Here is a 22,121-nt window from a genome sequence, read left to right as displayed (position 1 = left end):
CAACGCTGTTCTGCTCACTCCCCGCATGTCTGGAAGGGTGGCATCGCGCCGCGTCCGACGTCGAGCGCGTGTCTCGGTGGCGCACCTAGACTTCCGCGGTGTGAGAGCTGAGTACCGGTTGCTGGGACCGCTGGAGGTAGTGCTCGACGGTGAGCCCGTGCCGGTTCCCGCCGGCCGCGGCCGGGTGCTGCTCGCCACGCTGTTGTTGCGCGCCAACCGGTTCACGTCCGTGGACGAGCTGGTCGAGCGGTTGTGGGAAGGCGCGCCGCCGGATCTGGACCGGGCGCACAAGACGTTGCAGACGGTCGTCATGCGGCTGCGGCAGGCGCTCGGCGAGGCGAACTGCGTGCGGCACGAGCCCGGCGGGTACCTGGCCGAGATCGAGCCGGAGCAGCTCGACCTGCTGAGGTTCCGCGCGCTGGTCGCCCGGCAGCAGTTCGGGCCCGCGCTCGCGTTGTGGCGGGGGCCGGTGCTGGGCAACGTCACGTCGGAGTCGCTGCACCGCGACGAGGTGCCGTCGCTGGTGGAGGAGCAGCTCGCCGTGCTGGAGCAGCGGATCGAGGCGGATCTCACGGCCGGGCGGTCGGCGGACCTGGTGCCGGAACTGCAGGACCTCACCCGCAGGCATCCGTTGCGCGACCGCTTCTGGGCCCACCTGATGCTCGCCCTGTACCGGTCGGGGCAGCAGGCCGGTGCGCTCGCGACGTATCGGCAGGTCAGCGAGATGCTCGCGGACGAGCTGGGGATCGACCCGGCACCGGCGCTGCGCCAGTTGCACGAGCAGATCCTGCGCGGAGAGGTCGTGCCGCCGAAGGAGAAACGCGTCACGCCGAGGCAGCTGCCGCCGGATCTCGCCACGTTCGCCGGGCGCGAGGACGACGTGGCACGGCTGGCGGCCAGCGGGGCGAAGGTGCTGGCCATCGCGGGCACAGGTGGAGTCGGCAAGACCTCCCTGGCTGTGCACTGGGCCCATCGGATCAGCGAGCGGTTCACGGACGGGCAGATCTTCGTGCACCTGCGCGGTCAGGATCCGGTGCGGGCCATGGCACCGCAGGAAGCACTGACCCTCGTTCTCAAGGCATTGGGCGTCGACCACGTGCCTGCCGGACTGGACGAACAGGTAGCGCTCTACCGGTCGCTCGTGGCGGACCGGAAGTTGTTGCTGGTGCTGGACAACGCCGCGAACGCCGAGCAGGTGCGGCCGCTGCTGCCCGCGTCCGCCGGCGCCCTGACGATCGTCACGAGCCGAGGCGACCTGCGCGGACTCGCCCTGCACGACGCCGACCTGCTGCGGCTCCCGGTGCTGAGCGATGACGGCGGAACGCGCGTGCTGGAGCGGGCGCTCGGCGCGGACCGGGTGCGGGCCGAGGCGGAGGCCGCCGCCGCGCTGGTGCGGTTGTGCGGCGGGCTGCCGCTCGCGTTGCGCATCGCGGCCGCGGACCTGTCCTCCCAGGACACGATGACCATCGCGGACAAGGTCGCGCAGCTCGGCGACGACCGCCTCGGCGAGCTCGCGGTGCCCGGTGATCCCGCCGCGGCCGTCAGCGTCGTCCTGGACGAGAGCTACTCCTCGTTGCCGGAGGAGACACGGATGGTGTTGCGCAGGCTGGGATTGTTGCCCGGCGCGGACTTCACCGCGAACGACGCCGCGGTGATCGCAGGCCTGCCCAACGTCCGCCGCCACCTCAACCACCTGGTCGGTGTGCACCTCGTCGAACAGCGCGGCACCCGCTTCGCCCTGCACGACCTGCTGCGCGTGTACGCGAGGGAACGGTGCACGAGTGAGGAGACCAACGAGGCCATCGCACGGCTGTACGACTTCTATCGCCGCATGGCCGACGCCGCTGCCGAACTGCTGTTCCCGGACCAGCGCAGATACCCGCTCAACACCACCACGACCCCACTGCCCGGCGTCGTGCTGAAGAGCACGGACGAGGCGTTCGCGTGGCTGAACGCCGAGCACGTGAATCTGATCGCGACGATGCTCGTCGCGACCGAGCGGGGTGATCACCGGCTGGTCGCCGAGCTCGGGGCCGTGGCCAACGGCTTCTACTACGAAGTTCGTTATGACGCGAACTGGGCGGTGTTGTGCGAGATCCGGGACCGCTCCAGCCGTGCGTCCTGCGATGACCTGCTGGTCGCCGGCGCGAACCTCGGCGCCTCCATCTACCGCTACTGCCAAGGGGACTTCGCGGAGGTGAAGCAACTCGCACAGGAAGCGCTCGACATCGGCGTCAGGGAGGGTGACCTGTCGATCCAGGCGAGCGCGCACCTCAGCATCGGGGCGATGGCCCGGATCGCCGGTGACGCGGACTCCGCTGTCGAGCACCTGCAGCGGACGCTCGCGATCCACGAGCTCCGGGGGTCGACAGAGGGGCAGGCGCTGGCCCTGCGGAACCTCGCCGCCCTCTGGTGCGAACTGTCCGACTACCCGGCCACCGAACAGGCGCTGCTCAGGGTTCTGGAGCTGGCCGACTCACCCGCCGTTCGCGTGAGCACTCACGAAGGCCTGGTCACGATCTGTCTGGAACTGGGCAGGTTCGCGGATGCCAGAGCGCACTACGAGCAGTACCTCGCGCTGCTGGCCGAGCTGGGAGACCCCCTGCGCGTCTCCATCGGCGCCGCCTCCGTCGTCAGGATCGACCTGGCACTCGGGAGGGTCGACGAGGCATTGGACCTCGTGCTCGGCCTCCTCCAAGAGGCGCGGCACAGGATCGGTGTCGAGGAGGAGTTCCACGTCTGGCATGCGCTGGAGGACGTGATGGACCACTGCGGTGCGCATGAGGACGCGCTGGCCGCCGCCATGGTGCGCCTGGGGCTCGTGGGTGAGGACTCCACCGTTCCCTCTTATCGGCTCACCGCGCATTGCTCGGCCGCGCGGGCGTACCGGAAACTCGGCGAGTTCGAACCGGCGCTGAGCCATCTGAACGAGGCCCGCGCAGTCCGAACCGCTGCCGGCTACGCGGTCGGGGGAGAAGGAGTGCTGCTCAGCGAGCGCGCGTTGCTCCACCTTGCGATGGGCGAGCCTTCGGAAGCGTTGTCGTGCGTGGAAGAGGCAGTCGCCACGCATCAGCGGCACCGCCAGCGGTATCTGGAAGGGCAGTCGCACGAAACTCTCGCGACCGTGCGCCGTGCATTGGGTGACGAGGAAGGCGCGAAGGCCGCGGAAGCGTTGGCCGCCAATGCCTACCGGGACTGCGGTGTGCCGGTAGGTTCGCCCGAATGACTGCCGAGTACCGCGTCCTGGGGCCGTTGGAAGTGCTGCTCGACGGCGAGCCGGTAGCTGTTCCCGCAGGTCGCGGGCGCGTGCTGCTGGCGGCGCTGTTGTTGCGCGCCAACGAGTTCGTGTCGGCGGATGAGCTGGTGGAACGGGTGTGGGACGGCGAGCCGCCCGCCCTCGACCGTGCGCGCAGGACGTTGCAGACCGTCGTGATGCGGCTGCGGCAGTCGCTGGGCGCCGCCAACTGCGTCCGCACGTCGTCGCACGGCTACCTGGCCGAGGTCGGCCCCGGACAGCTCGACCTGGCCGAGTTCCGCCGGCTCACCGCACGGGGCGAGCACCACACGGCGCTGGAGCTGTGGCGCGGCCCGGTGCTGGGCAACGTCACGTCGGAGTCGCTGCACCGCGACGACGTGCCGCCGCTCGTGGAGGAGCAGGTCGTCGCGCTGGAACGCCGCATCGACGAGGATCTCGCCCGGACCGCCGACGTGCTGGTGCCGGAACTGTGGTCGCTGGTGCGGCAGCACCCGTTGCGGGAGATCTTCTGGGCTCAGCTGATGCTCGCGCTGCATCGCGCGGGGCGGCAGGCCGAGGCGCTCTCGGCCTACCAGGAGATCCGCAAGCGGCTCGCGGACGAGCTCGGTGTGGATCCCGGCCAACGGCTGCGCGAGGCGCACGAGCAGGTCCTCAGCGGTGAGATGCCCGCTTCACCGGTAGTGCCTCGGCAGCTGCCGCCCGCCCACCCGCATTTCGTCGGGCGCGAGCACGAGCTGGCCCGGCTGTCCGAGATGGTCAAAACCCGGCCCGGCGAACCCGTGCTGATCTCCGCGATCAACGGCATCGGGGGCGTCGGCAAGACGGCGCTCGCGGTGCAGTGGGCGCATCAGGTGGCCGGCCGCTTTCCGGACGGCCAGCTCCACGTCGATCTTCGTGGGTTCGACACCGACACCGACCCGCTCGACCCGCAGGTGGCGATCCGCGCCTTCCTGTTGGCGCTGGGCGTCGGGGAGAACGACATCCCGTCGTCCGGTGACGCACTTGCCGCCGCCTACCGGTCGGCACTTGCCGGGCGGAGAATGCTGGTGTTGCTCGACAACGCCAGGGACGTCGACCAGGTCCGTCCGTTGCTGCCTGGCGGGGCCGGCAACCTCGTGCTGGTCACCAGCCGAAACCGCCTGAGCGGACTGGTCGCGCGAGAGGGCGCGCGGCCTGTCGCCCTCGACGTGCTGGACGAGCGGGAGGCCATCGACCTTCTGACCGAACGGGTCGGTGCGGATCGGATCGCCGCCGAACGCGAGGCGGCCGCTCGCCTGGTCGAACGGTGCGCGGGCCTGCCGCTGGCGCTCGGCATCGTGGGCGCCCGCGCGGCCTACGGCGACTCGCTCACGACGCTCGCGGACGAACTGGAGAAGGAACGGCTCGGTGCTCTCGACATCGAGGACGCCTCCACCGCCGTGCGCGCGGTCTTCTCCTGGTCGTTGCGGTCGGTCAGCGACCTCGCGGCCACGGTGTTCGTGCTGCTCGGTCTGCATCCCGGACCCGACTTCACCGCTGAGGCCGTGGCGAGTCTCGCGGCGCTACCACTCGCTCGGGCCAGGAAGGCCCTCGCCGAACTCGTCGCGGGCAGCCTGCTCACCCGGGGGAGCGACGGCCGGTACACCTGGCACGACCTCCTGCGTGACTACGCCGCCGAACGCGCCGCGGAGCTGCCGTCCGGCCCGCGGTCCACGGCTCAGGGCCGGATGTTCGACCACTACCTGCACGTCTCGCTCGCGGCCTGCGACTGGCTTTCCTCGATCGCGGTCGAGTGGACGCCGTTGGCTCCACCGGCCGAAGGGGTGGTGCTGGTGCCGGTGCCGGACGTGGCGGACGCGCACGCGTGGTACGACGCTGAGGAGCAGGTGCTGCTACGCGTGGTGTCGGCGATGGTCGCCGCGGGCGCCGACGACCTCGCCTGGCGGCTGAGTTACACGCCGCACATGCATTTGGTGACCCGAGGACGTCTGGCCGAAGCCGAAGTGGTCGAACGGGCAGGGCTGGCAGCGGCTCTACGACTGGAGGACGTGTTCGCACAGGCACGCCTGCACCGCTCGCTGGCGGGTGTGCTCGTCGCGCAACGCGACTTTCCCAGGGCGGAAGTCCAGATCAACGCCGCGATGCGATGTGAGGAGCTCCTCGGCCGGGTCGACGGCCGGTCGAACCTCTCGCGAGGACTGTCTTTCCTGTACGAACAGCAAGGCCGCAACGCGGAGGCACTGGAGGTCCTGCTCCAGGTGTACCCGCTGATAGAGCAGTGCGAACCCGGAGAGCAGGCCGCGCTGCGGGGCGAGCTGGGGCGTGCCTATCACCGCGTGGGTGACCACGAACGCGGGTTGGAGCTCTGCCTCGTGGCGGACGAGTGGCTTCGAGAGCGTCAGCCGTTCCCGTCTCCCACGAAGTCGTTGGCCCGCCAGACGCTCGCCGTCATCTACCTGAGGCTGGGCAGGGTCGCGGAAGCAGTGGACCGCCACAGCGAGGCTGTGCAGATGATGAGGGAGATGAGGGAGACGCACGACCTGGCGGACGCCCTGACCGAACTGGCCGAGGCTCAGGTGGCGGCGGGAGACCGGCCCGCGGCCCGTGAATCCCTCAGCGAGGCGTTGTCCATCTTCGAGGAGTTGGGGGACGGGCGGGCCGCCCAGGTGCGGGAGCTGATCGCATCGGTGACGAATGTATGAAGCGAGGTTTGTACCGACCCCCGTGGGGTAATCCAGAAAAGGATTCCCCACCTGGAGGTGTCATGATCGTCCTCGGTCTTATTTTGCTTGTCGTCGGGTGGCTGATGGGTATCAGCATCCTGACGACCCTGGGAGTGGTGCTCCTGGTGATCGGCGCGATCCTCGCCGTGTTGGGCGCGGTCGGCAAGCCGATCGGCGGACGGGCGCACTACTTCTAAACGCGCACCAAGTCACCGTTCCTCCCCTCGGAAACGGTGAAGGGGGAGCCTCCTTTGTGGAGGCTCCCCCTTCTGCTTGTCTCACAAGCTCTTACACGTTGTTCTTTGCGCGTGCGGCAGCGGCGAACACTCCGAACGCGACCCCCAGCATGGCCAGAGCGGCGACAGCGGCAACTACAAGATCAACAGACATGACCAGAAAACTCCCTCTTGCGATCTCTCCCGTCCTAATGACGCCGGGGTACCCCGTTTCGTTGCCTCGGGTAACGTTTTCGGGGTGAAACTCCGTGCTGTGGAAGCGCGTGTGCTCTCCGTAGCACCGTGGCTGCTCGCGTTGTCCGTCGCCGGGCACCTGTTCATGGTCGCGTTCCAGGCGAAGATGACCATGATCGACCTGCTGGTGTACCGCAACGGGTCGCCGCACCTGTTCTCCGGCGACCTCTACGAGTGGCGGCTCGACCAGTACGCGGACGTGTTCCCGCTGCCGTTCACCTACCCGCCCTTCGCGGCGGCGATCTTCACGCCGATGAGCTGGGTGCCGTGGGAGGCGTCGCGCTGGATCTGGCAGCTGCTCTGCCTGGGCTGCCTCTACTACATCGTGCGCACCAGCCTGAAGCTGCTGAAGCTGCAGGACCCGCGCCGCGCCATGATGTGGACCGCGCTGACGCTGTGGATCGAGCCGGTCCGCACCACGCTCAACTACGGTCAGATCAACCTGGTGCTGGTCGCGATCCTGATCGGCACGCTCGCCAGCGCGCGCAACTGGGTCGGCGGCGCCGGGGTCGGTTTCGCCGCGGGGATCAAGCTCACACCCGCGATTTCGGGGCTGTACTTCCTCATTCAGCGCCGGTGGATGGCCGCTGTGTGGTCGTTCGTCGCTTTTGTCGTGGTGTACGGCATCGGCTGGGCAATCTCACCGTCCCAGTCGGACAAGTTCTGGTTCCAGCTGCTCGGTGACGCCAGCCGCGTCGGGCCGGTCGGCAGCGCGATCAACCAGTCGATGCGCGGCGCCCTGAGTCGCACGGTCGGGTACGACGTGAAGACCGGGCCGATCTACATCGTCGCCGTGCTCGTCGCGGCCGCGCTCACGTGGTTCGCGGTCAGCAGGACCAAGGACGTGCTGGCGTTGATCGTCAGCGTCCAGATGCTCGGCCTGCTGGTCTCGCCGATCTCGTGGAGCCACCACTGGGTGTGGATGGTGCCCGCCCTGTTGTGGTTGATCTACGAGGGCGGACACCTCCTGTGCAGGATCACCGCCGGCCTGTGGGTGCTGCTGACCGGCGGCTACCTGATCTCGTTCCTGCTGCTCGCCCAGCCGAACATCTGGGACTTCCCGCGGCCCTGGGTCTTCGTGGCGCTCGGCTGGGGCTATCCGGCCGCGGGCCTGCTCACGCTCGTCGCGATCGGCCTAGCAACCCGGCGTAAGAGGGACGAGCTGCTGCCCCGCGATGAGGAAACTGCCCACGGCGAACCCACCGGTGTCACCGGCTGACGCGGGCTTCCACGAGTTTCGGGCCGCGACCCAGCCCAGCGTTCCGTCGGTGTCCAGCGCGGTCAGGAGGGCCTGCCAGCCCTTCTGGACGTGCGGCAGGTAGGTCTCCCGGTCGAGCACACCCGCGTTGATGCCGGCGGCGATCGCGTAGGTGATCATCGCGGTGGCCGCGGAGTCCTTGCCGGTGCTGCCCCAGAAGCCGTCGTGGCGCTGCAGGAACTTGAGCGTCTGCACGCTCTTGCGCAACGTCTTGGCGTACTCGGCGCGGTACGGGTGGTCGGCCGGCAGCGCGAGCATCGCCTTGGCCAGACCCTGCACGGCCCAGCCGTTCGTCTGCACGTTCAGGCTCCACAGGCCCGTGAACTCGTTGAACGTCCGGGCCTTGAGGCTGCGGTACGACTTGAACGAGTAGTCGAGCATTGCCTGGTCCTGGTCGGCCACGGCGACGCGGGTGAACGACGGCAGCGCCATGTTCAGTGCGTCGGGCGAGCGCCAGTAGTGCGTCTTCCCGTCCTTCACCTGGGCGCGCAGGTTGTCGCGCAACGGTTGCAGCACCTCGGGCTCCGGGTGGAAGTACGCCACGTCGAGGTACGGCTCACCGGTCGACTGGGCGTCCGGGGCGAAGGGGTTCGCCGGGTCGACCGGCAGCAGGTACTTGTTCGCCTGCACCCACGGCCACGTCTTGTGGTTGCTGATCCCGGTGGTCCGCACCTGGGCGAGGTTGCCGACGTGGAAGTTCGCGTTGGACCAGTTGTTCGCCGCGAGATCGGGGCCCTTGGTGACCCACGTCGCACTGACCTTGATCATCGTGTCCGTCACGGCACAAGGTACGGCGTTCGCACCGGCCGGAACCGCGGTAAGACTCCCGGCCAAAACGACGGCAAAAACAGATGTGCGCAACCGCATGAGGGTGTTCCCTCTCATTTCCGCGGGCGGCGGCAGCGCACATCTTGACCGAATCAGCTCATCGCGTCCAGGACTCCGTCGATCTCCTCGGCGAGAGACACGTCGAGCGCGGTGATTCCTCCCTTGTAGTGCGTGCTCAGGCGGAATGTCAGCGTCTTGTAGCGGATGTCGATGTCCGGGTGGTGGTTGTCGTTCTCGGCGATCTCCGCGATCCGGTTCACGACCATGATCGCGTGGGAGAAGCTCGCCAGCTCCACGGTCCGGACCAGCGCCGCGTCCTGGGCACCCCAGTCGGGCAGCTTGGGCAGCACGTCGTTCAACTGATCGTCGCTCAACAGCTCGGCCATGTCCTGATCGTCCCACCACGTCACGTAGGCTGCGCGTTGCCACGGGAGTCCGGTGAAGCGCCGGGCTGAGAGGAGGGCTCGCAAGCCCTCGACCGTCCACCTGATCCGGGTCATACCGGCGTAGGGAGAGATTTGACGTGAGAAAGATTTTCGCTGTTTGCGCTGCTCTGGTGCTGACCGGTTGTTCGGCCGGTACTTCGACCGCGCCGCAGACGCACGAGGTCACATTGGTGACGCACGACTCGTTCGTCGTGAAGCCCGAGGTTCTGGACGAGTTCCAGAAGTCCTCGGGAATCACCGTGAAGCAGATCGCGAGCGGTGACGCGGGCGAACTGACGAACAAGCTGGTGCTCACCAAGGCGAACCCGATCGGCGACGTCGCGTTCGGCGTCGACTCGACGTTCGCCTCGCGTGCGCTGGCGGAGGGTGTGTTCGCCGAGTACGCCTCGCCGGAGGCCTCGAAGGGCGCTCAGCGGTACAAGGCGGACGAGTCGAACCGCCTGCAGGCCGTCGACGTCGGTGACGTGTGCCTGAACATCGACCCGGCCAAGCTCGGCGGCGTCGAGCCGAAGTCGTACGACGACCTGGCCGACCCGAAGTTCAAGGACAAGCTGGTCGTCGAGAACCCGGCCACGTCCTCGCCCGGCCTCGCGTTCCTGCTCGGCACGATCGCCAAGTACGGCGAGAACGGCTGGCAGGACTACTGGACCAAGCTCAAGGCCAACGGCGTCAAGGTCGTGAGCGGCTGGGAAGAGGCCTACAACCAGGAGTTCTCCGCCACCAAGGGCGACCGGCCGATCGTCGTGTCGTACGCGTCGTCGCCGTCGGCCGAGGGCGGCAAGACCAAGGCCGTGCTGGACACCTGCTACCGCCAGGTCGAGTACGCGGGAGTGTTGTCCGGGGCCAAGAACTCCGCTGACGCTCAGAAGGTCCTCGACTTCCTGCTGGGCGAGAAGTTCCAGGCCCAGGTGGCCGAGCAGATGTACGTCTACCCGTCGCGTGAGGGTGTCGCGCTGCCCGAGTCGTGGGCCAAGGACGCGCCGTTGCCGCCGAATCCGCAGACCCTGCCCGCGGACAAGGTGAAGGACAACCGCGAAGCGTGGGTCGAGCAGTGGCGCAAGCTCGTGCAGGGCTGAGTTCCCGCACGGGGTGGTCGGCGGCGGCGCTGCTGCCGCTGGCCTTCCTGGGTTTGTTCTTCGCGTGGCCCGTGCTGGCGATCGTGTCGCTCGGGCTGCGCGAAGGTGGCGTGGCCTCGGTGCTCGTCGAGAGCGACACCTGGGAACTGGTCGGGTTCACGCTGGGGCAGGCCCTGGCGTCGACGGTCGTGGCAGTCGTCGCCGGGATGCCGCTGGCGTTCGTGCTGGCACGCTGCCGGATCCGCGGGCTCGGCGTGATCCGGGCCGCGGTGATGGTGCCGTTCGTGCTGCCGACCGTGGTGGTGGGCCTGGCTTTCCGGACGTTCTGGCCGGACGGCGGAGTGCTTCCGATCGTGCTGGCCAACGCGTTCTTCAACGTGGCGGTGGTCGCGCGGACCGTCGGCGGGCTGTGGGCGCACACGGATCGACGGGCTGAGGACGCGGCTCGGGCTCTTGGGGCTTCCCGTCCGCGAGCGTTCGTGTCTGTGGTGCTGCCGGCGTTGGCACCGGCGATCGGGTCGGCCGCGGCGGTCGTGTTCCTCTTCTGTGCCACGAGTTTCGGCGTGGTGCTGGTGCTGGGCGGGTCTCGGTACCGGACGCTGGAGACCGAGATCTACCTGCGGACGGTCGAGCTGTTCGACCTGTCCGGGGCAGCGGCTCTGTCGTTGTTGCAGTTCCTCGCCGTACTCGCGGTGCTGGTGCTGGGCGCTCTGGCACGGCGGCGCAGGGAGACCGCGCTGGCGTTGCGGGGCAGGGAAGAGCTGGCGCGGCGGCCGTCCGGCGGCGAGTGGTACGTGGTTCTCGGCGCTTTCGCCGTGGTGGCGGCGTTGCTGACGCCCGTGGTCGGACTGGTGACGCGGTCACTGTCCACTCGGGACGGCTGGAGCTTCGCCGGGTACGTGGCGTTGAACTCCCGTGGCGACCGCGGCACGTTGGCGGTGACCGGGATCGACGCCGCGGTGAACTCGTTGCGGACGGCCTTCGACGCGACGCTCGTCGCGTTGGTGGTCGGGGTGTTCTCGGCGGTGGTGCTGGTCGGGTTGCGGCGGTCCGGGAGTCGCGTCTCCGAGGTGCTCGACACCGCACTGATGCTGCCGCTCGGGGTGTCCGCGGTGACGGTCGGCTTCGGCTACCTGATCACGATGGACGCGTTGCCCGGCGACTTCCGCACGTCGCCGATGCTGGTGCCGCTGGCGCAGGCGCTGGTGGTCACGCCGCTGATCGTGCGGATGGTGCTGCCGGTGCTGCGGGCCGTCGACGAACGGCTGCGGCAGGCGGCGGCGACGCTGGGCGCCTCACCGTTGCGGGTGTGGCGTGAGGTGGACCTGCCGCTGGTCGGGCGGTCGTTGGTGGCGGCGGCCGGGTTCGGGTTCGTGGTGGCGCTGGGGGAGTTCGGCGCGACGAGCTTCCTGGCCCGCCCGGACGCGCCGACGCTGCCGGTCGTGATCGCGCGGCTGATGTCGCGGCCGGGGGAGTTGAACAGCCAGATGGCCTACGCGGCGTGCGCGTTGCTGATGGTCGTGACGGTCGGGTGCGTGCTGCTGATCGAGCGGTTGCGCGTGCCGAGCAGCGGGGAGTTCTGATGGCGCTGGAACTGGACTCGATCACCGTCCGTTATGGACAGACGGCCGCGGTGTCGGACGTGTCGCTGTCGGTGGCGGACGGCGAGGTCGTGGCGTTGCTCGGGCCGTCGGGGTGCGGGAAGTCGACGTTGCTGCGCACCGTGGCGGGGCTGGAGAAGCCTTCCGCCGGCGCGGTCCGGTGGGATTCCGCCGACCTGGCCGGCGTTCCGGTGCACCGGCGCGAGTTCGGGCTGGTCTTCCAGGACGGGCAGCTGTTCCCGCACCGGACGGTCGCCGGGAACGTGGCGTTCGGCCTGCGGATGAAGAGGGTCGAACGCGAGGCGCGGGACAAGCGAGTGCTGTCGCTGCTGGAGCTCGTCGGGCTCGAAGGCTATGCCGACCGCAGGGTGACGCAGCTGTCCGGCGGCGAGCAGCAGCGAGTCGCGCTGGCACGGGCGTTGGCGCCGTCACCGCGGTTGTTGCTGCTGGACGAGCCCTTGTCTGCGCTGGACCGGGCGTTGCGCGAACAGCTCGCGGTCGACCTGGCGCGGCTGCTGCGGGAGGCCGCGACGACGGCCCTCGTGGTGACGCACGACCACGACGAGGCGTTCACGCTGGCCGACCGCGTGGCGATCATGTCGCGTGGCCGGATCGTCCAGGTCGGGCCGCCTGCCGAGGTGTGGTCGTCGCCGGTGGACGTGGAGACCGCGAAGTTCCTGGGGTGCAGCAAGTTCGTGCCGGGGTCGTTCGTGGGGCTCGATGTCGAACGGGTCGGGCTGCGGGCCACAGCGCTCCGGGTCGCCCCGGACGGCCTGCTGGAGGGCACGGTCGTCGAGCGGGTGCACCGGCGCGATCACGTGCGGCTGCTCGTGGAGATCGACGGCGAGGAGTACGAGGCCGTGGGGCCGATGACCGAGATCGGGGACCGGGTCCGGCTCGAAATTGACTTGGACGGCGTCGCCCGCATCGGTTGACTGTGAGTCCTATGGGATCTCTCGAAGGACGAGTCGCGCTGGTCACGGGCGTGAGCAGGCGCCAGGGCATCGGGTACGCGATCGCGCAGCGGCTGGCAGGGCTGGGCGCGGACCTGTTCGTGCAGCACCACGTCGCGCACGACGCCGAGCGACCGTGGGGCGCGGATTCGATCGAGGACGTGATCGCGGGCATCGGCGGTCGCGTCGAGCACGCCGGTGCCGACCTCGCCCTGCCGGACGCGCCCGACCGCCTGGTGGAGGCCGCTGTCGAGGCTTTCGGGCGCGTCGACGTGCTGGTGTGCAACCACGCGAGCAGCGGGCCCGACGGCGCGCTGGGTGAGCTGGACGCGGAGAAGATCGACGCGCACTACGCGGTGAACACGAGGTCGTCGATCCTGTTGGCGCAAGCGTTTGCCCGCCAGCACGACGGCGCACCGGGCGGCCGTGTCGTGTTCATGACGTCCGGGCAGAACCTCGGGCCGATGCCGGGCGAGATCGCCTACGCGGCGTCGAAGGGCGCGCTGGTGGGGATCATGTCGACGCTGTCGCACCAGCTGATCAGGCAGGGCATCACGGTCAACGCGGTGAACCCAGGCCCGACCGACACCGGTTACGCGGGCGAGGAGACGAGGGAGTGGGTGCGCGAACGCATGCCACTCGGCCGCTGGGGTCAGCCGGACGACGCCGCCAGGCTGATCTCCTGGCTCTGCACCGACGACGCCGAGTGGATCACCGGTCAGGTGATCAACAGCGAGGGCGGGTTCCGGTGACGACCAGCCACGCGCCGGACGGGTACGAGTGCCCGTTCTGCTTCCTGCTCGCCGGCGGGGAGACCGAGATCGACAGCCAGAGCGACGTTGTGCTCCGCACCGAACTGGCGACCGCGTTCGTCGCGTCCGGGTGGTGGGCGAACAATCGTGGCCACGTCATCGTGATCCCCAACGCGCACCACGAGAACATCTACGACCTGCCCGCCGAGTACGGCCATGCCGTGCACGACGTCGTCCGCGAGATCGCCGTCGCGATGCGGGACGCGTACGGCTGCGAGGGGATCTCCACCCGTCAGCACAACGAGCCCGCCGGTGGCCAGGACGCGTGGCACTTCCACGTCCACGTCATCCCGCGGTACCACGGCGACGACCTCTACGGGTCGAAGCCGCTACCGGGATTCGCCACCGGCGAGCAACGCCGGCCTTATGCGGAGAAACTGCTAGCTGTCCTTGGTGATCAGGCGGATCGCCGCCAGCCCCGTGCCGATCAGCAGGTAGCACCCGGCGAGCAACGTGCTGTCGCCGATCTGCCCCAACGGGATCGGGTCGCGCATCACGTCGATCAGCCCCGGGAAGCCCGTGGTGATCAGGAACGGGTGCAGCCAGTCCAGTGAGCTGAACTGCCCCAGCACCTGGAACACGATGATCGTCACCATGGTCGCCGCCTGCACCACCAGCGGGTGCTCGGTGGCGGACGAGACGGCGAGGGCGACCGCGCCGATCGACACCATCTGGAACGTCACCAGCAGGATGAACAGACCGATGCGCAGCAGGCCCTCTCCGGTCGAGAGGGTGGTGCCGGACAGCGTCGCCATGCCGTCGGAACCGAGGAACGCGGTGCCGGCGATGATGCCGACGACGGCCATCAGCGTGACGGCGAGCAACGACATCGCGGTGAGGCCGAACAGCTTCACGAACAGCAGCCGCACTCGGGACACCGGCGCGACCAGCAGGCCGCGCAACGTGCCGTGCTGGGCCTCGCCCGCCAGGCCGTCCGCCGCCCAGATCGACGCCACCAGCGGCAGCAACAGGTTGAGCGACAGGAACAACGTGAAGATCGGCACGACCATGCCGTTGCCCTCGATGATCGCGGCGAGGCCAGGCCCGCCGCCACCGTCGTCGCCGGCGGTCCAGATGCCGAAGCTGATGATGATCGGCACCAGGATCAGGCCGAACAACCCGATGAGGGTCCGCGGCCTGCGCAGCATCCAGCGCACCTCGGAACCGAACTGACGCGTGATCATCGCCGTCCCCCGTCCAGAGTGTCCACAGCGGACATTCCGCGCTCTGCCTCCTCGGCCTCGGTGAGCCGGGCGAACAGCTCCTCCAGACCGGTCTTCCAGCGCGTCGCCTCGTAGACCTGGGCGCCTCCGTGCACGAGCGTCTCGATCACCTGCGGCGCGCTCGTCCCCGCGAGCTCGACCCGCAGGCCGTCACCGAGCGGCCTGGCGGAGATCTTGGCCTGCCGCAACGCGCTCAGCGCCTTCTCGACGTCCGGTGTGATCACCTGGAGCGCCGATCCGCCCGCCTGCAGCAGTTCGGTCAGCTCTCCTTGCGCCACAACGGTTCCGCGGTGCAGCACGGCGACGTGCGTGCAGGTGGCCTCGACCTCGCTGAGCAGGTGGCTCGACACCATCACGGTGCTGCCGGACGCGTGCAGCTCCGCGATGATCTTGCGGATCTCCCGCGTGCCGGCCGGGTCGAGGCCGTTGGTCGGCTCGTCGAGGACGACGAGCTTGCGCGGCACGAGCAGCGCCGCGGCCAGGCCGAGACGCTGCTTCATGCCGAGCGAGTACCCCCGGTACCTGCGGTGGGCCGCCTGCGCGAGCCCGACGCGTTCGATCGCGTCCTCGACCGCCTGCTTGATCTGCTTGCGCGGCAGCAGAGGCTCGAACGCGGCACACCTGACGAGGTTCTCCCGCCCGCTCAGGAACGGGTGGAACCCCGGACCCTCGACCAGCGCGCCGACGTGCGGCAGCACCTGCTCGGCTCCGTCGGGAAGACGTTTGCCGAGCAGTTCGATCTCCCCCTGCGTGGGGCGGACCAACCCGAGCAGCATCCGGATCGTGGTCGTCTTGCCGGACCCGTTGGGCCCGAGCATGCCGAGCACGGCACCTTCCGGCAGCTCGAGGTCGACGCGGTCCACGGCGACCGTGCTCCCGTACTCCTTGCGCAGACCCTTGGTCCGCGCGGCGACAGCGTGTTTCGACGGCGCTGTCACCGGCGCGCTGGTCGAGGTGGTCACTTCACCTGTCCGATCGTGTCGAACAGCACCTGCTCGGGCACGGCGCCCGCGACAACACGGCCGTCGTCCGCGATCAGGATCGTGGCGACCTTCGTGTTGAAGATCTTGCCGCTACCCCAGGCGCCGCTCACCTTCTTGGTGAACTTGTCGACCATGCCCTGCGCCTCTGCGGGCACCTGGGTCATGGCCTCCGCCGGAATCCTCGCGCCGACGACGGTGTCCCAGCCGGTGCCGAAGATCTGCGGGTCCTTGCCCTGAAGCGCCTGCTCGATGCCCATCTCGGGCATGCGGTCGCGGCCCTTCTCCTCCTTGGCCTCCGGCGTGGTGACCTTGGCGTTGGCGGGCGGCGTGAACTCGAACAGCTTCGAGTCCTGCGGGCCGACGTTGATCTCGCTGAAACCGACCAGGCCGACCGGCTCGCTCGTGCCGTTGGTCAGAACGGCGACGCGCAGCGGCATCTTGAGCTCGGAGTCGACCGCGATCCGCACCTCGCGGATCAGGGTCTTCTCGCTGGCCTTCGGGGTCAGCACGAGCTCGTAGGCGGCACGGTTCGCGACCCGCGCGGTGCCGTCGACGCTGATGTCGCTGAACTCCTTGGTCAGCCCGACGACCTGCTTGGCCGCCGCGGCCGGGTCCATGGTCTCGGCCTTCTCGGTGTCCGGCTTCGGCTGGTCTGCCTTGTGCTCGGACTTGGTGACCTCGTTGTCGGCGGAGTTCCACGACCACGTGGTCGTGCCGTCGTCGACGATGGTCTGCTCGGACTGGCCGTTCGGCAGGGCGGCGCGGAACTTGCCGTTGCCGTCCGTCCAGATCCTGGCGCTGTGCTTGCCGTCGGCGAGCTGCGGGATCTCGGCGATCGACGGGAGACCGAGCTTGTTGTCGACCTCCACGGTTCCGCCGAACGCACTCGGGTTGCTCGTCAGCACCTGCTCGACGAGCGTCTCCGCGGAGACGTCCGGCAGGGACGGCGGCTGGCCCGCACCCGCCGGCATGGCGAGCAGGCTCAGGCCTGTCGCACCGGTGATCACTCCGGCCGCCGCAGCGGCCAGGGTCACCTTTCGCTTGTTCATCAGTGGTCCCCTCCTCCAAGGGTTGTACTCATAGCTTGGTGGTGGGTTGCTGAGATGGTGCTGAGACTACTCCCACCTGCGGTTTTGTGCCTGCCGCTGAACGCTTTCTGAGAGTCGGCTGAGATCTTGCGCGCGGCTGGGAGTCGCGCGCGGCATGCTGTGACCCGTGAAGCCTCGGGTGCTGGTCGTGGACGACGAAGTCGGCGTGCGTCGGGCGTTGGAACGCGGGCTGACCGCGGAGGGCATGGAGGTCGTCACCGCCTCCGACGGGCCCACGGCGTTGCGGGTGGCGTTGACCGGTGCCTTCGACGTGGTGCTGCTCGACATCATGCTGCCCGGCCTGTCCGGGTACCGGATCCTGCAGCGCATGCGGGCCGACGGGGTGCGCACGCCCGTGCTGATGGTGTCGGCGAAGGACGGCGAGGTCGACCAGGCGGACGGGCTGGATCTCGGCGCCGACGGGTACCTGGTCAAGCCGTTCAGCTTCGTCGTGCTGGTCGCCCAGGTCAGGGCGTTGCTCCGACGCGGTGGCGGGGCTCGCCGCAGGCTGACGCTGGGGCACCTGGTGATCGATCGCGGCCTGCGCGAGGTCACCTGGGCCGGGCAGGACGTGTCGCTTTCGCCGCGTGAGTACGCGGTGCTCGACGTGCTGGCGTCGCGGGCGGGGTCCGTGGTGACCAAGGACGAACTGCTGCGGACCGTCTGGGGAGACGAGCAGGCCGCCACGCGCAACGCGGTCGAGGTCTACGTGGGGTACCTCCGGCGCAAACTGGACGCCGTGGGGGCAGGGGAGGTCGTGCGGACCATTCGCGGGCACGGGTACATCGCGTCGACCCCGGACCTGGACAACGCGCTGGGGAACAAGTGAACCCTCGCCGCTGGTGGTTGCGGCGCACGTTGCGCTTCCGCATCACCGTGGTGGCCACGGGGGTGGCGTTGCTGTGCCTGCTGGCGTTCACCGGGCTGGCGCCGGCGTTGATCGGGCTGATCCAGATCACCGCGGTGGACCAGGAACTGGAGAAGTCGCCGCCGCGGGTGCTCGACGTGTCCGGGACGCCGGTGGACGGCCAGCCGCCGCTTCCGTTGACGGCGCAGGACATCCGGGCCCTGAGGTCCGGCGAGCCGGTGCTGCGGATGGACGGGGAGTCCGCGCTCAGGTTCCGGGGACAGGTGGTGTTCTCCGGGGACGGGACACCTCGCCTGGAGGTCTACGCGAGCACGTTGCTCGGCTATGGGAAGGCCAACACGCTCGGCACGCGCTGGCTGGCGGTCGCGGCGGTGCTGGTGGCGGTGCTCGTGGGGATCGCGACCTGGCTGTCGGTGCGGTCGTCGTTGCGGCCCGTCGAACGGATGCGGGTCGCGGCGGGGGAGTTGCCGCACGGGGAGCGGTTGCCGGTCCCGCTCGCGCGGGACGAACTGCAGGCGCTGGCCGAGGCGCTGAACGCGTTGCTGGCCAGGCGCGACGAGGCGTCGGACCGGTTGCGGCGGTTCACCGGCGACGCCGCTCACGAGCTGAGGTCGCCGGTCGCGTCGGTGCGGGCGCAGGCCGAGGTCGCCGTGGCGCATCCGGATCCGGACTTCTCGATCGAGGTGCTGGAGTCGGTGGTCGAGGAGTCGATCCGGCTCAGCGCGCTGGTGGAGTCGTTGCTGATACTGGCGCGGGCGGACACCGGGGTGCCGGCGCGGGCGGAGGCGGTGGACCTCGTGCTGGAAGCCGAGGCCGCGATCTCCCGGCTGGACACGGAACTGCTGGTCCGGCTGACCGCGCCGCCGTCGGCGTGCCTGGTGTCGGCCACGCGGTCCGAGGTCGAGCTGGTGCTGGACAACCTGCTGCGCAACGCCGCCCGGTACGCGTACTCGACGATCACGCTGACGCTGGTGCCGGTCGGGCGGGACGTGCGGTTGCTCGTGGACGACGATGGGCACGGGATTCCCGCCGAGCACCGGACGAAGGTGTTCGACCGGTTCTACCGGGTCGAGGAGGACCGCGGGCGCCGCTCCGGCGGGTTCGGTCTCGGGCTCGCGCTGGTGGCGCATCTCGTCGGGCGGCGGCGTGGATCCGTCCGTGCCGCGGAGTCACCTGCCGGTGGTGCGCGTTTGGAGATCCGCTGGCCGTCCTGGTAGCAAGCTCTGGTGCCAGAGTTGCGAGCGTCGGCGCTGGTCGACGCGCCTGTTGCCGCTGTTGCGGGTGCCCTGTTGGACACGTCGCTGATCACGGGGTTCGGGGTGACGGTCCCGGGTCCGTTGCTGTGCCTCGGCGATGTGCTCGTCGGGCCGTTCGGGGTCCGGCTGACGGTCACCCGAGCTGATCTGTCCGGTGTGTCGGCCGCCGGCGATTTCCTGGAGCTGCACACGGATCTCGTGGCCACCGGGGCCGGGACGATGGTGGTCGACCGGGTGAGCTGGACCTCCGTGCGCGGCGCCGTAGGGCGGTTCGCGGACATGACGGTCGGGCGCGGAATGGCGTTGCGGGTGCTGGAGAAGCGCTCGGCATTGCTCGCGCGGAGGTGTGAGGAGCTGCGGGCGGCGCGGGTCGTGGTGGGGGCCGCGATCGTCCGGGACGGACGGTTGCTGGCGCAGCAGCGGTCCTACCCGGAAAGCCATGCGGGACAGTGGGAACTGCCCGGTGGCCGGGTCGAGCCCGGCGAGAAGCCCGCGGACGCGTTGGTGCGCGAGTGCGTGGAAGAACTCGGTGTGACGATCGTCGTCGGCGAGCACATCGGGCCGGACGTGCCGTTGAAGAAGGACATGGTGCTGCGGATCTTCGCGGCCGAGCTCGCCGACGGTGAGCCGGAAGCGTTGGAGCACAACGCTGTCCGGTGGCTCACCGCCGGCGAGCTGGCCGGCCTGGACTGGCTGCCGGCGGACCGGGTGCTGGTGCCGGCCCTTCAGCAGCTCCTCAACTGAGTCCGGACAGGCGCAGGGCCGCGTTCAGCCGGTGCTGGGCGCGGTCGCGGGCCCGTTCCGCACCGGCTTCCCTGATCCTGTCCAGTTCGGCCGGGTCGGCGAGCAGCTCCAGCGTGCGGTCGCGCACGGGCTTGAGCTCCTCGATCACCGCTTCGGCCACGACCTCCTTCAGGTCGGAGAACCTGCTCGTGTAGTCCTCCGGCTCCTTCCCGGTGCAGGAGCTGAGGATCTCGGTCAGGTTCGCGATGCCCTCGGTGGACGAGACGGCCCTGCGGACCTTGCGCCGCACCAGGTCCGGCTCGTCGAGCACGAAGACGACGCCCGCGGAGTTCTGCGCCGACTTGTCCATCTTGCGCGCAGGGTCCGAGAGGTCCTTGATGCGCGCCCCCACCTTCGGCACCACCGCGGTCGGCACGATGAACGCGTCACCGTAGGCGTGGTTGAAGCGCCGGGCGAGCGCACGGGCCAGTTCGACGTGCTGGAGCTGGTCCTCGCCGACCGGGACCTCCGCGGTGCCCTGCAACAGGATGTCCGCGGCCATCAGCACCGGATAGGTCAGCAGGCTCAGCCGCACCGACTCCCGTCCCAGCGACTTCTCCTTGAACTGGATCATGCGCGCCGCCTCGCCATAGGTGCAGGTGCACTCCAGCACCCAGTTCAGCGCCCCCAGCTCGCGGATCAGATCGCTCTGCACGCACACGCTCGCCGGGTCGATGCCGGACGCGATGAGAACGGCGAGCTGTTCGCGCGTCAGGGATCGCAGACGTTGTGGATTGTGCGACGACGTCATCGCGTGCAGGTCGCTGATGAAGTACACGTCCTCGTGGGTGCCCTCACGAGCCCACGTGCGCAGCGCACCCAGGTAGTTGCCCAAGGTGGGCTGGCCCGACGGGGTGATGGCGGAGAGACGGATCATTTTGCTGGTCCTTCCGTTCGAAGGACCGCCCCGGACGAACGCATCAAAAAAGCCGCCCGTCGGGGCGGCCTGTGTACGCGTCAGCGGTGATGTCTGCGCGCAGCTACTCCGGCCGCCTGAAGGCGGCCCACCAGAAGGCGTTCAGAGTGCGCACGTCGCCCAGTATAGGGCTACCGTCGAGGAATGTTCATCGTGCTGCTCAAGTACGCCGCGCCACTGGAACAGATCGACTACGCCCTGCCCGACCACCGAGCCTGGGTCGAGAAGCAGTACGAGCGGGGCCTGTTCCTCGCCTCGGGGCGTCAGGTGCCGAGGACGGGCGGCGTGATCATCACGCGGCCCATGCCCCGGGGCAAGCTCGAGGCGCTGCTCGCCACGGACCCGTGGGCCGAGCAGAAACTGGTGAAGTACGAGATCTGCGAGTTCGAGGCGACTCGGACGGCGCCGGAACTCGTGAAGCTGAACGAGGCCGTGCTCCAGCACTAGGCCCTTGAGGCGAGCCAGGCGATCGCGGTGTTGAGCACGCGATCGTGGGTGTCGTCTGGGTTCGTCGCGTGTTCGTGCTGGGCGATCGGCTCGTTGCGGTACGTCCTGCCGGTGCGGGCGGCCGGGATCCTTCGCCACCGGAACGCCGTGTTGCCGCCGTTATAGACGTGGCCGCGGCGGACGCCCCAGCCCGTCGCTTCGCCGTCTTGGCCGATGAACCTGCCCCTCTCGCCCTCGCCGAGCAGCGGGGCGACCACCGTGAGCATCGGGTGCTTGTCGCCGCCCCGGTTGCCGCGCAGGTCCACCACCCAGCCGGTCGGCCCGCACGCGATCAAGCCACGCAGGAGGGTGAGACCGGCGGTGACGTACGCCCTGCCGTTACGGGAGTCGGTCTCGGGCGGAAGCAACCATCCGGTCGGTCCAGATAGCTGGCCGGTTGGTTCGAGCAACCGACCAGTTGGTTCAGATAACTGACTGGTTGGTCCGATCGACCGACCGGTTGACCAAGGCAACTGACTGGTTGGCCCAAGTAACCGACTGGTTGGCCCGACTGACCGACCCGTCGACCCAGGTAACTGACTGGTTGGTTCGACTGACCGACCCGTCGACCCAGGCAACTGATCGGTCGGCTCAAGCGACCGACCGGTTGGTCCGAGCAACCGACCGGTCGGAACGGTTCGCCGTGCAGGCGAGGCCGCCCGCTGGGCCGTGATCAGGTGGGTGTGCGGGTTGCCGAGGGTGGCGATCACGTGACGGATCGCTTCACCGGTGTCCTCGGGCCCGTTCGCCGAGGCGGTGGCGACGTGAGCTTCGGCACGCGGGGCAGGCCAGTCGGCCTTCGCGCTCTCGATCGAGTGACGCTCGAGAAGTTCTAGTGACCTGTCCAGATGCGCGCGGACCTCGGCGATGCTCAAGCCGCCTTCTTCAACGCCTTCTTGGCGGCCTTCGCGGCCTTCTTGGCAGCCTTCTTCCTGGCCTTGTCACGCTCCTTGAGCAGGAACGGGACCGGGCAGCGCTTGCACTGGGGCTTCGACCGGCAGCACTTCTTCTTGAGCTTCTTACCCACTGGTTGCACTCCACTCCGACACGTTTGGCTAGAGTAGGTGAGGCTCACTTCACTGGCAGTCTTGTGTGGTAATGGCGACGCAGCCGGTA

Annotated in this window: 20 protein-coding genes and 1 pseudogene; 13 read left to right on the top strand and 8 right to left on the bottom strand. The window is 69.1% G+C overall.

Annotated elements, in window-relative coordinates; translation table 11 throughout:
* Positions 1-100: 100 nt before the first annotated feature.
* The 4 genes from OG205_RS27905 (at position 101) to OG205_RS27890 (ending at position 7,647) form a co-directional block, all read left to right on the top strand.
* Positions 101-3,226, top strand: coding sequence for an AfsR/SARP family transcriptional regulator (locus OG205_RS27905; RefSeq protein ID WP_330270985.1), 3,126 nt, complete (start codon positions 101-103; stop codon positions 3,224-3,226).
* The gene (locus tag OG205_RS27900; protein WP_330270984.1) at positions 3,223-5,937 is read left to right on the top strand and encodes an AfsR/SARP family transcriptional regulator; all 2,715 of its coding nucleotides are present in this window, start codon (positions 3,223-3,225) and stop codon (positions 5,935-5,937) included. Before OG205_RS27905 ends, OG205_RS27900 begins: the two co-directional genes overlap by 4 nt.
* Positions 5,938-5,999: 62 nt before the next feature.
* Positions 6,000-6,155: a DUF6131 family protein gene (locus OG205_RS27895; RefSeq protein ID WP_089909616.1), complete on the top strand. Its 156-nt coding sequence runs from the start codon at positions 6,000-6,002 to the stop codon at positions 6,153-6,155.
* 277 nt (positions 6,156-6,432) lie between these two features.
* Positions 6,433-7,647, top strand: a complete 1,215-nt coding sequence (locus OG205_RS27890) for a mannosyltransferase (RefSeq protein ID WP_330270983.1) — start codon at positions 6,433-6,435, stop codon at positions 7,645-7,647.
* Here OG205_RS27890 and OG205_RS27885 read toward each other — a convergent pair.
* Both OG205_RS27885 and OG205_RS27880 read right to left on the bottom strand, forming a co-directional pair.
* Positions 7,564-8,466 carry a glycoside hydrolase family 88 protein gene (locus tag OG205_RS27885; protein WP_330270982.1) on the bottom strand — a complete coding sequence of 301 codons (903 nt, stop codon included), beginning with the start codon at positions 8,464-8,466 and terminating at the stop codon, positions 7,564-7,566. The genes OG205_RS27890 and OG205_RS27885 overlap by 84 nt on opposite strands.
* A gap of 140 nt (positions 8,467-8,606) precedes the next feature.
* Complete coding sequence (locus tag OG205_RS27880; RefSeq protein ID WP_319980253.1) at positions 8,607-8,900, bottom strand: 4a-hydroxytetrahydrobiopterin dehydratase; 294 nt, start codon at positions 8,898-8,900, stop codon at positions 8,607-8,609.
* Between the two features lie 137 nt (positions 8,901-9,037).
* On the opposite strand from OG205_RS27880, the gene OG205_RS27875 reads away from it, so the two are divergent.
* From OG205_RS27875 to OG205_RS27855, 5 genes and pseudogenes are all read left to right on the top strand, one after another.
* Complete coding sequence (locus OG205_RS27875) at positions 9,038-10,036, top strand: thiamine ABC transporter substrate-binding protein (protein ID WP_442916594.1); 999 nt, start codon at positions 9,038-9,040, stop codon at positions 10,034-10,036.
* Complete coding sequence (locus OG205_RS27870; RefSeq protein WP_442916838.1) at positions 10,012-11,619, top strand: ABC transporter permease; 1,608 nt, start codon at positions 10,012-10,014, stop codon at positions 11,617-11,619. Before OG205_RS27875 ends, OG205_RS27870 begins: the two co-directional genes overlap by 25 nt.
* A complete protein-coding gene (locus tag OG205_RS27865) occupies positions 11,619-12,572 on the top strand; it encodes an ABC transporter ATP-binding protein (protein WP_330270981.1) in 954 nt (317 codons plus the stop codon). The genes OG205_RS27870 and OG205_RS27865 overlap by 1 nt, the downstream gene beginning before the upstream one ends.
* A gap of 11 nt (positions 12,573-12,583) precedes the next feature.
* Positions 12,584-13,342: an SDR family oxidoreductase gene (locus OG205_RS27860; protein WP_330270980.1), complete on the top strand. Its 759-nt coding sequence runs from the start codon at positions 12,584-12,586 to the stop codon at positions 13,340-13,342.
* A pseudogene (locus OG205_RS27855) lies at positions 13,297-13,692 on the top strand (HIT family protein); the annotation flags it as partial. The gene OG205_RS27860 and the pseudogene OG205_RS27855, both read left to right, overlap by 46 nt.
* 90 nt (positions 13,693-13,782) lie before the next feature.
* Here OG205_RS27855 and OG205_RS27850 read toward each other — a convergent pair.
* The 3 genes from OG205_RS27850 to OG205_RS27840 are packed head-to-tail and all read right to left on the bottom strand — an operon-like array spanning position 13,783 to position 16,657.
* Positions 13,783-14,586, bottom strand: a complete 804-nt coding sequence (locus OG205_RS27850) for an ABC transporter permease (RefSeq protein WP_330270979.1) — start codon at positions 14,584-14,586, stop codon at positions 13,783-13,785.
* Positions 14,583-15,587, bottom strand: a complete 1,005-nt coding sequence (locus OG205_RS27845; protein WP_330270978.1) for an ABC transporter ATP-binding protein — start codon at positions 15,585-15,587, stop codon at positions 14,583-14,585. Before OG205_RS27845 ends, OG205_RS27850 begins: the two co-directional genes overlap by 4 nt.
* Complete coding sequence (locus OG205_RS27840; protein WP_330270977.1) at positions 15,584-16,657, bottom strand: LolA family protein; 1,074 nt, start codon at positions 16,655-16,657, stop codon at positions 15,584-15,586. The genes OG205_RS27845 and OG205_RS27840 overlap by 4 nt, the downstream gene beginning before the upstream one ends.
* Before the next feature lie 166 nt (positions 16,658-16,823).
* On the opposite strand from OG205_RS27840, the gene OG205_RS27835 reads away from it, so the two are divergent.
* From OG205_RS27835 to OG205_RS27825, 3 genes are read left to right on the top strand one after another with little or no spacing between them, the layout of a single operon-like run.
* Complete coding sequence (locus tag OG205_RS27835) at positions 16,824-17,525, top strand: response regulator transcription factor (RefSeq protein WP_330270976.1); 702 nt, start codon at positions 16,824-16,826, stop codon at positions 17,523-17,525.
* Positions 17,522-18,781 carry a sensor histidine kinase gene (locus OG205_RS27830; protein WP_330270975.1) on the top strand — a complete coding sequence of 420 codons (1,260 nt, stop codon included), beginning with the start codon at positions 17,522-17,524 and terminating at the stop codon, positions 18,779-18,781. The genes OG205_RS27835 and OG205_RS27830 overlap by 4 nt, the downstream gene beginning before the upstream one ends.
* Positions 18,782-18,790: 9 nt before the next feature.
* Positions 18,791-19,564 (top strand): (deoxy)nucleoside triphosphate pyrophosphohydrolase, encoded by a 774-nt coding sequence (locus OG205_RS27825; protein ID WP_330270974.1) that lies wholly within the window; start codon positions 18,791-18,793, stop codon positions 19,562-19,564.
* Here OG205_RS27825 and trpS read toward each other — a convergent pair.
* Complete coding sequence (trpS, locus tag OG205_RS27820; RefSeq protein WP_330270973.1) at positions 19,557-20,480, bottom strand: tryptophan--tRNA ligase; 924 nt, start codon at positions 20,478-20,480, stop codon at positions 19,557-19,559. The two genes, OG205_RS27825 and trpS, sit on opposite strands and share 8 nt — an antisense overlap.
* A 183-nt stretch (positions 20,481-20,663) precedes the next feature.
* Here trpS and OG205_RS27815 point away from each other — a divergent pair, with 183 nt between their 5' ends.
* Positions 20,664-20,966, top strand: a complete 303-nt coding sequence (locus tag OG205_RS27815; RefSeq protein WP_285643463.1) for a YciI family protein — start codon at positions 20,664-20,666, stop codon at positions 20,964-20,966.
* On the opposite strand, the gene OG205_RS27810 is transcribed toward OG205_RS27815, so the two are convergent.
* Both OG205_RS27810 and OG205_RS27805 read right to left on the bottom strand, forming a co-directional pair.
* Positions 20,963-21,373: a hypothetical protein gene (locus OG205_RS27810; RefSeq protein ID WP_330270972.1), complete on the bottom strand. Its 411-nt coding sequence runs from the start codon at positions 21,371-21,373 to the stop codon at positions 20,963-20,965. The two genes, OG205_RS27815 and OG205_RS27810, sit on opposite strands and share 4 nt — an antisense overlap.
* A gap of 503 nt (positions 21,374-21,876) precedes the next feature.
* Positions 21,877-22,032 (bottom strand): hypothetical protein, encoded by a 156-nt coding sequence (locus tag OG205_RS27805; RefSeq protein ID WP_162185756.1) that lies wholly within the window; start codon positions 22,030-22,032, stop codon positions 21,877-21,879.
* Between the last annotated feature and the right edge of the window lie 89 nt (positions 22,033-22,121).

Origin of the sequence: Lentzea sp. NBC_00516, from assembly GCF_036346835.1 — a bacterium.
Classification (GTDB): Bacteria; Actinomycetota; Actinomycetes; order Mycobacteriales; family Pseudonocardiaceae; genus Lentzea; species Lentzea sokolovensis.
Note: the sequence above shows the minus strand (reverse complement) of the source record. Positions and strands in the feature narration are given on the sequence as shown.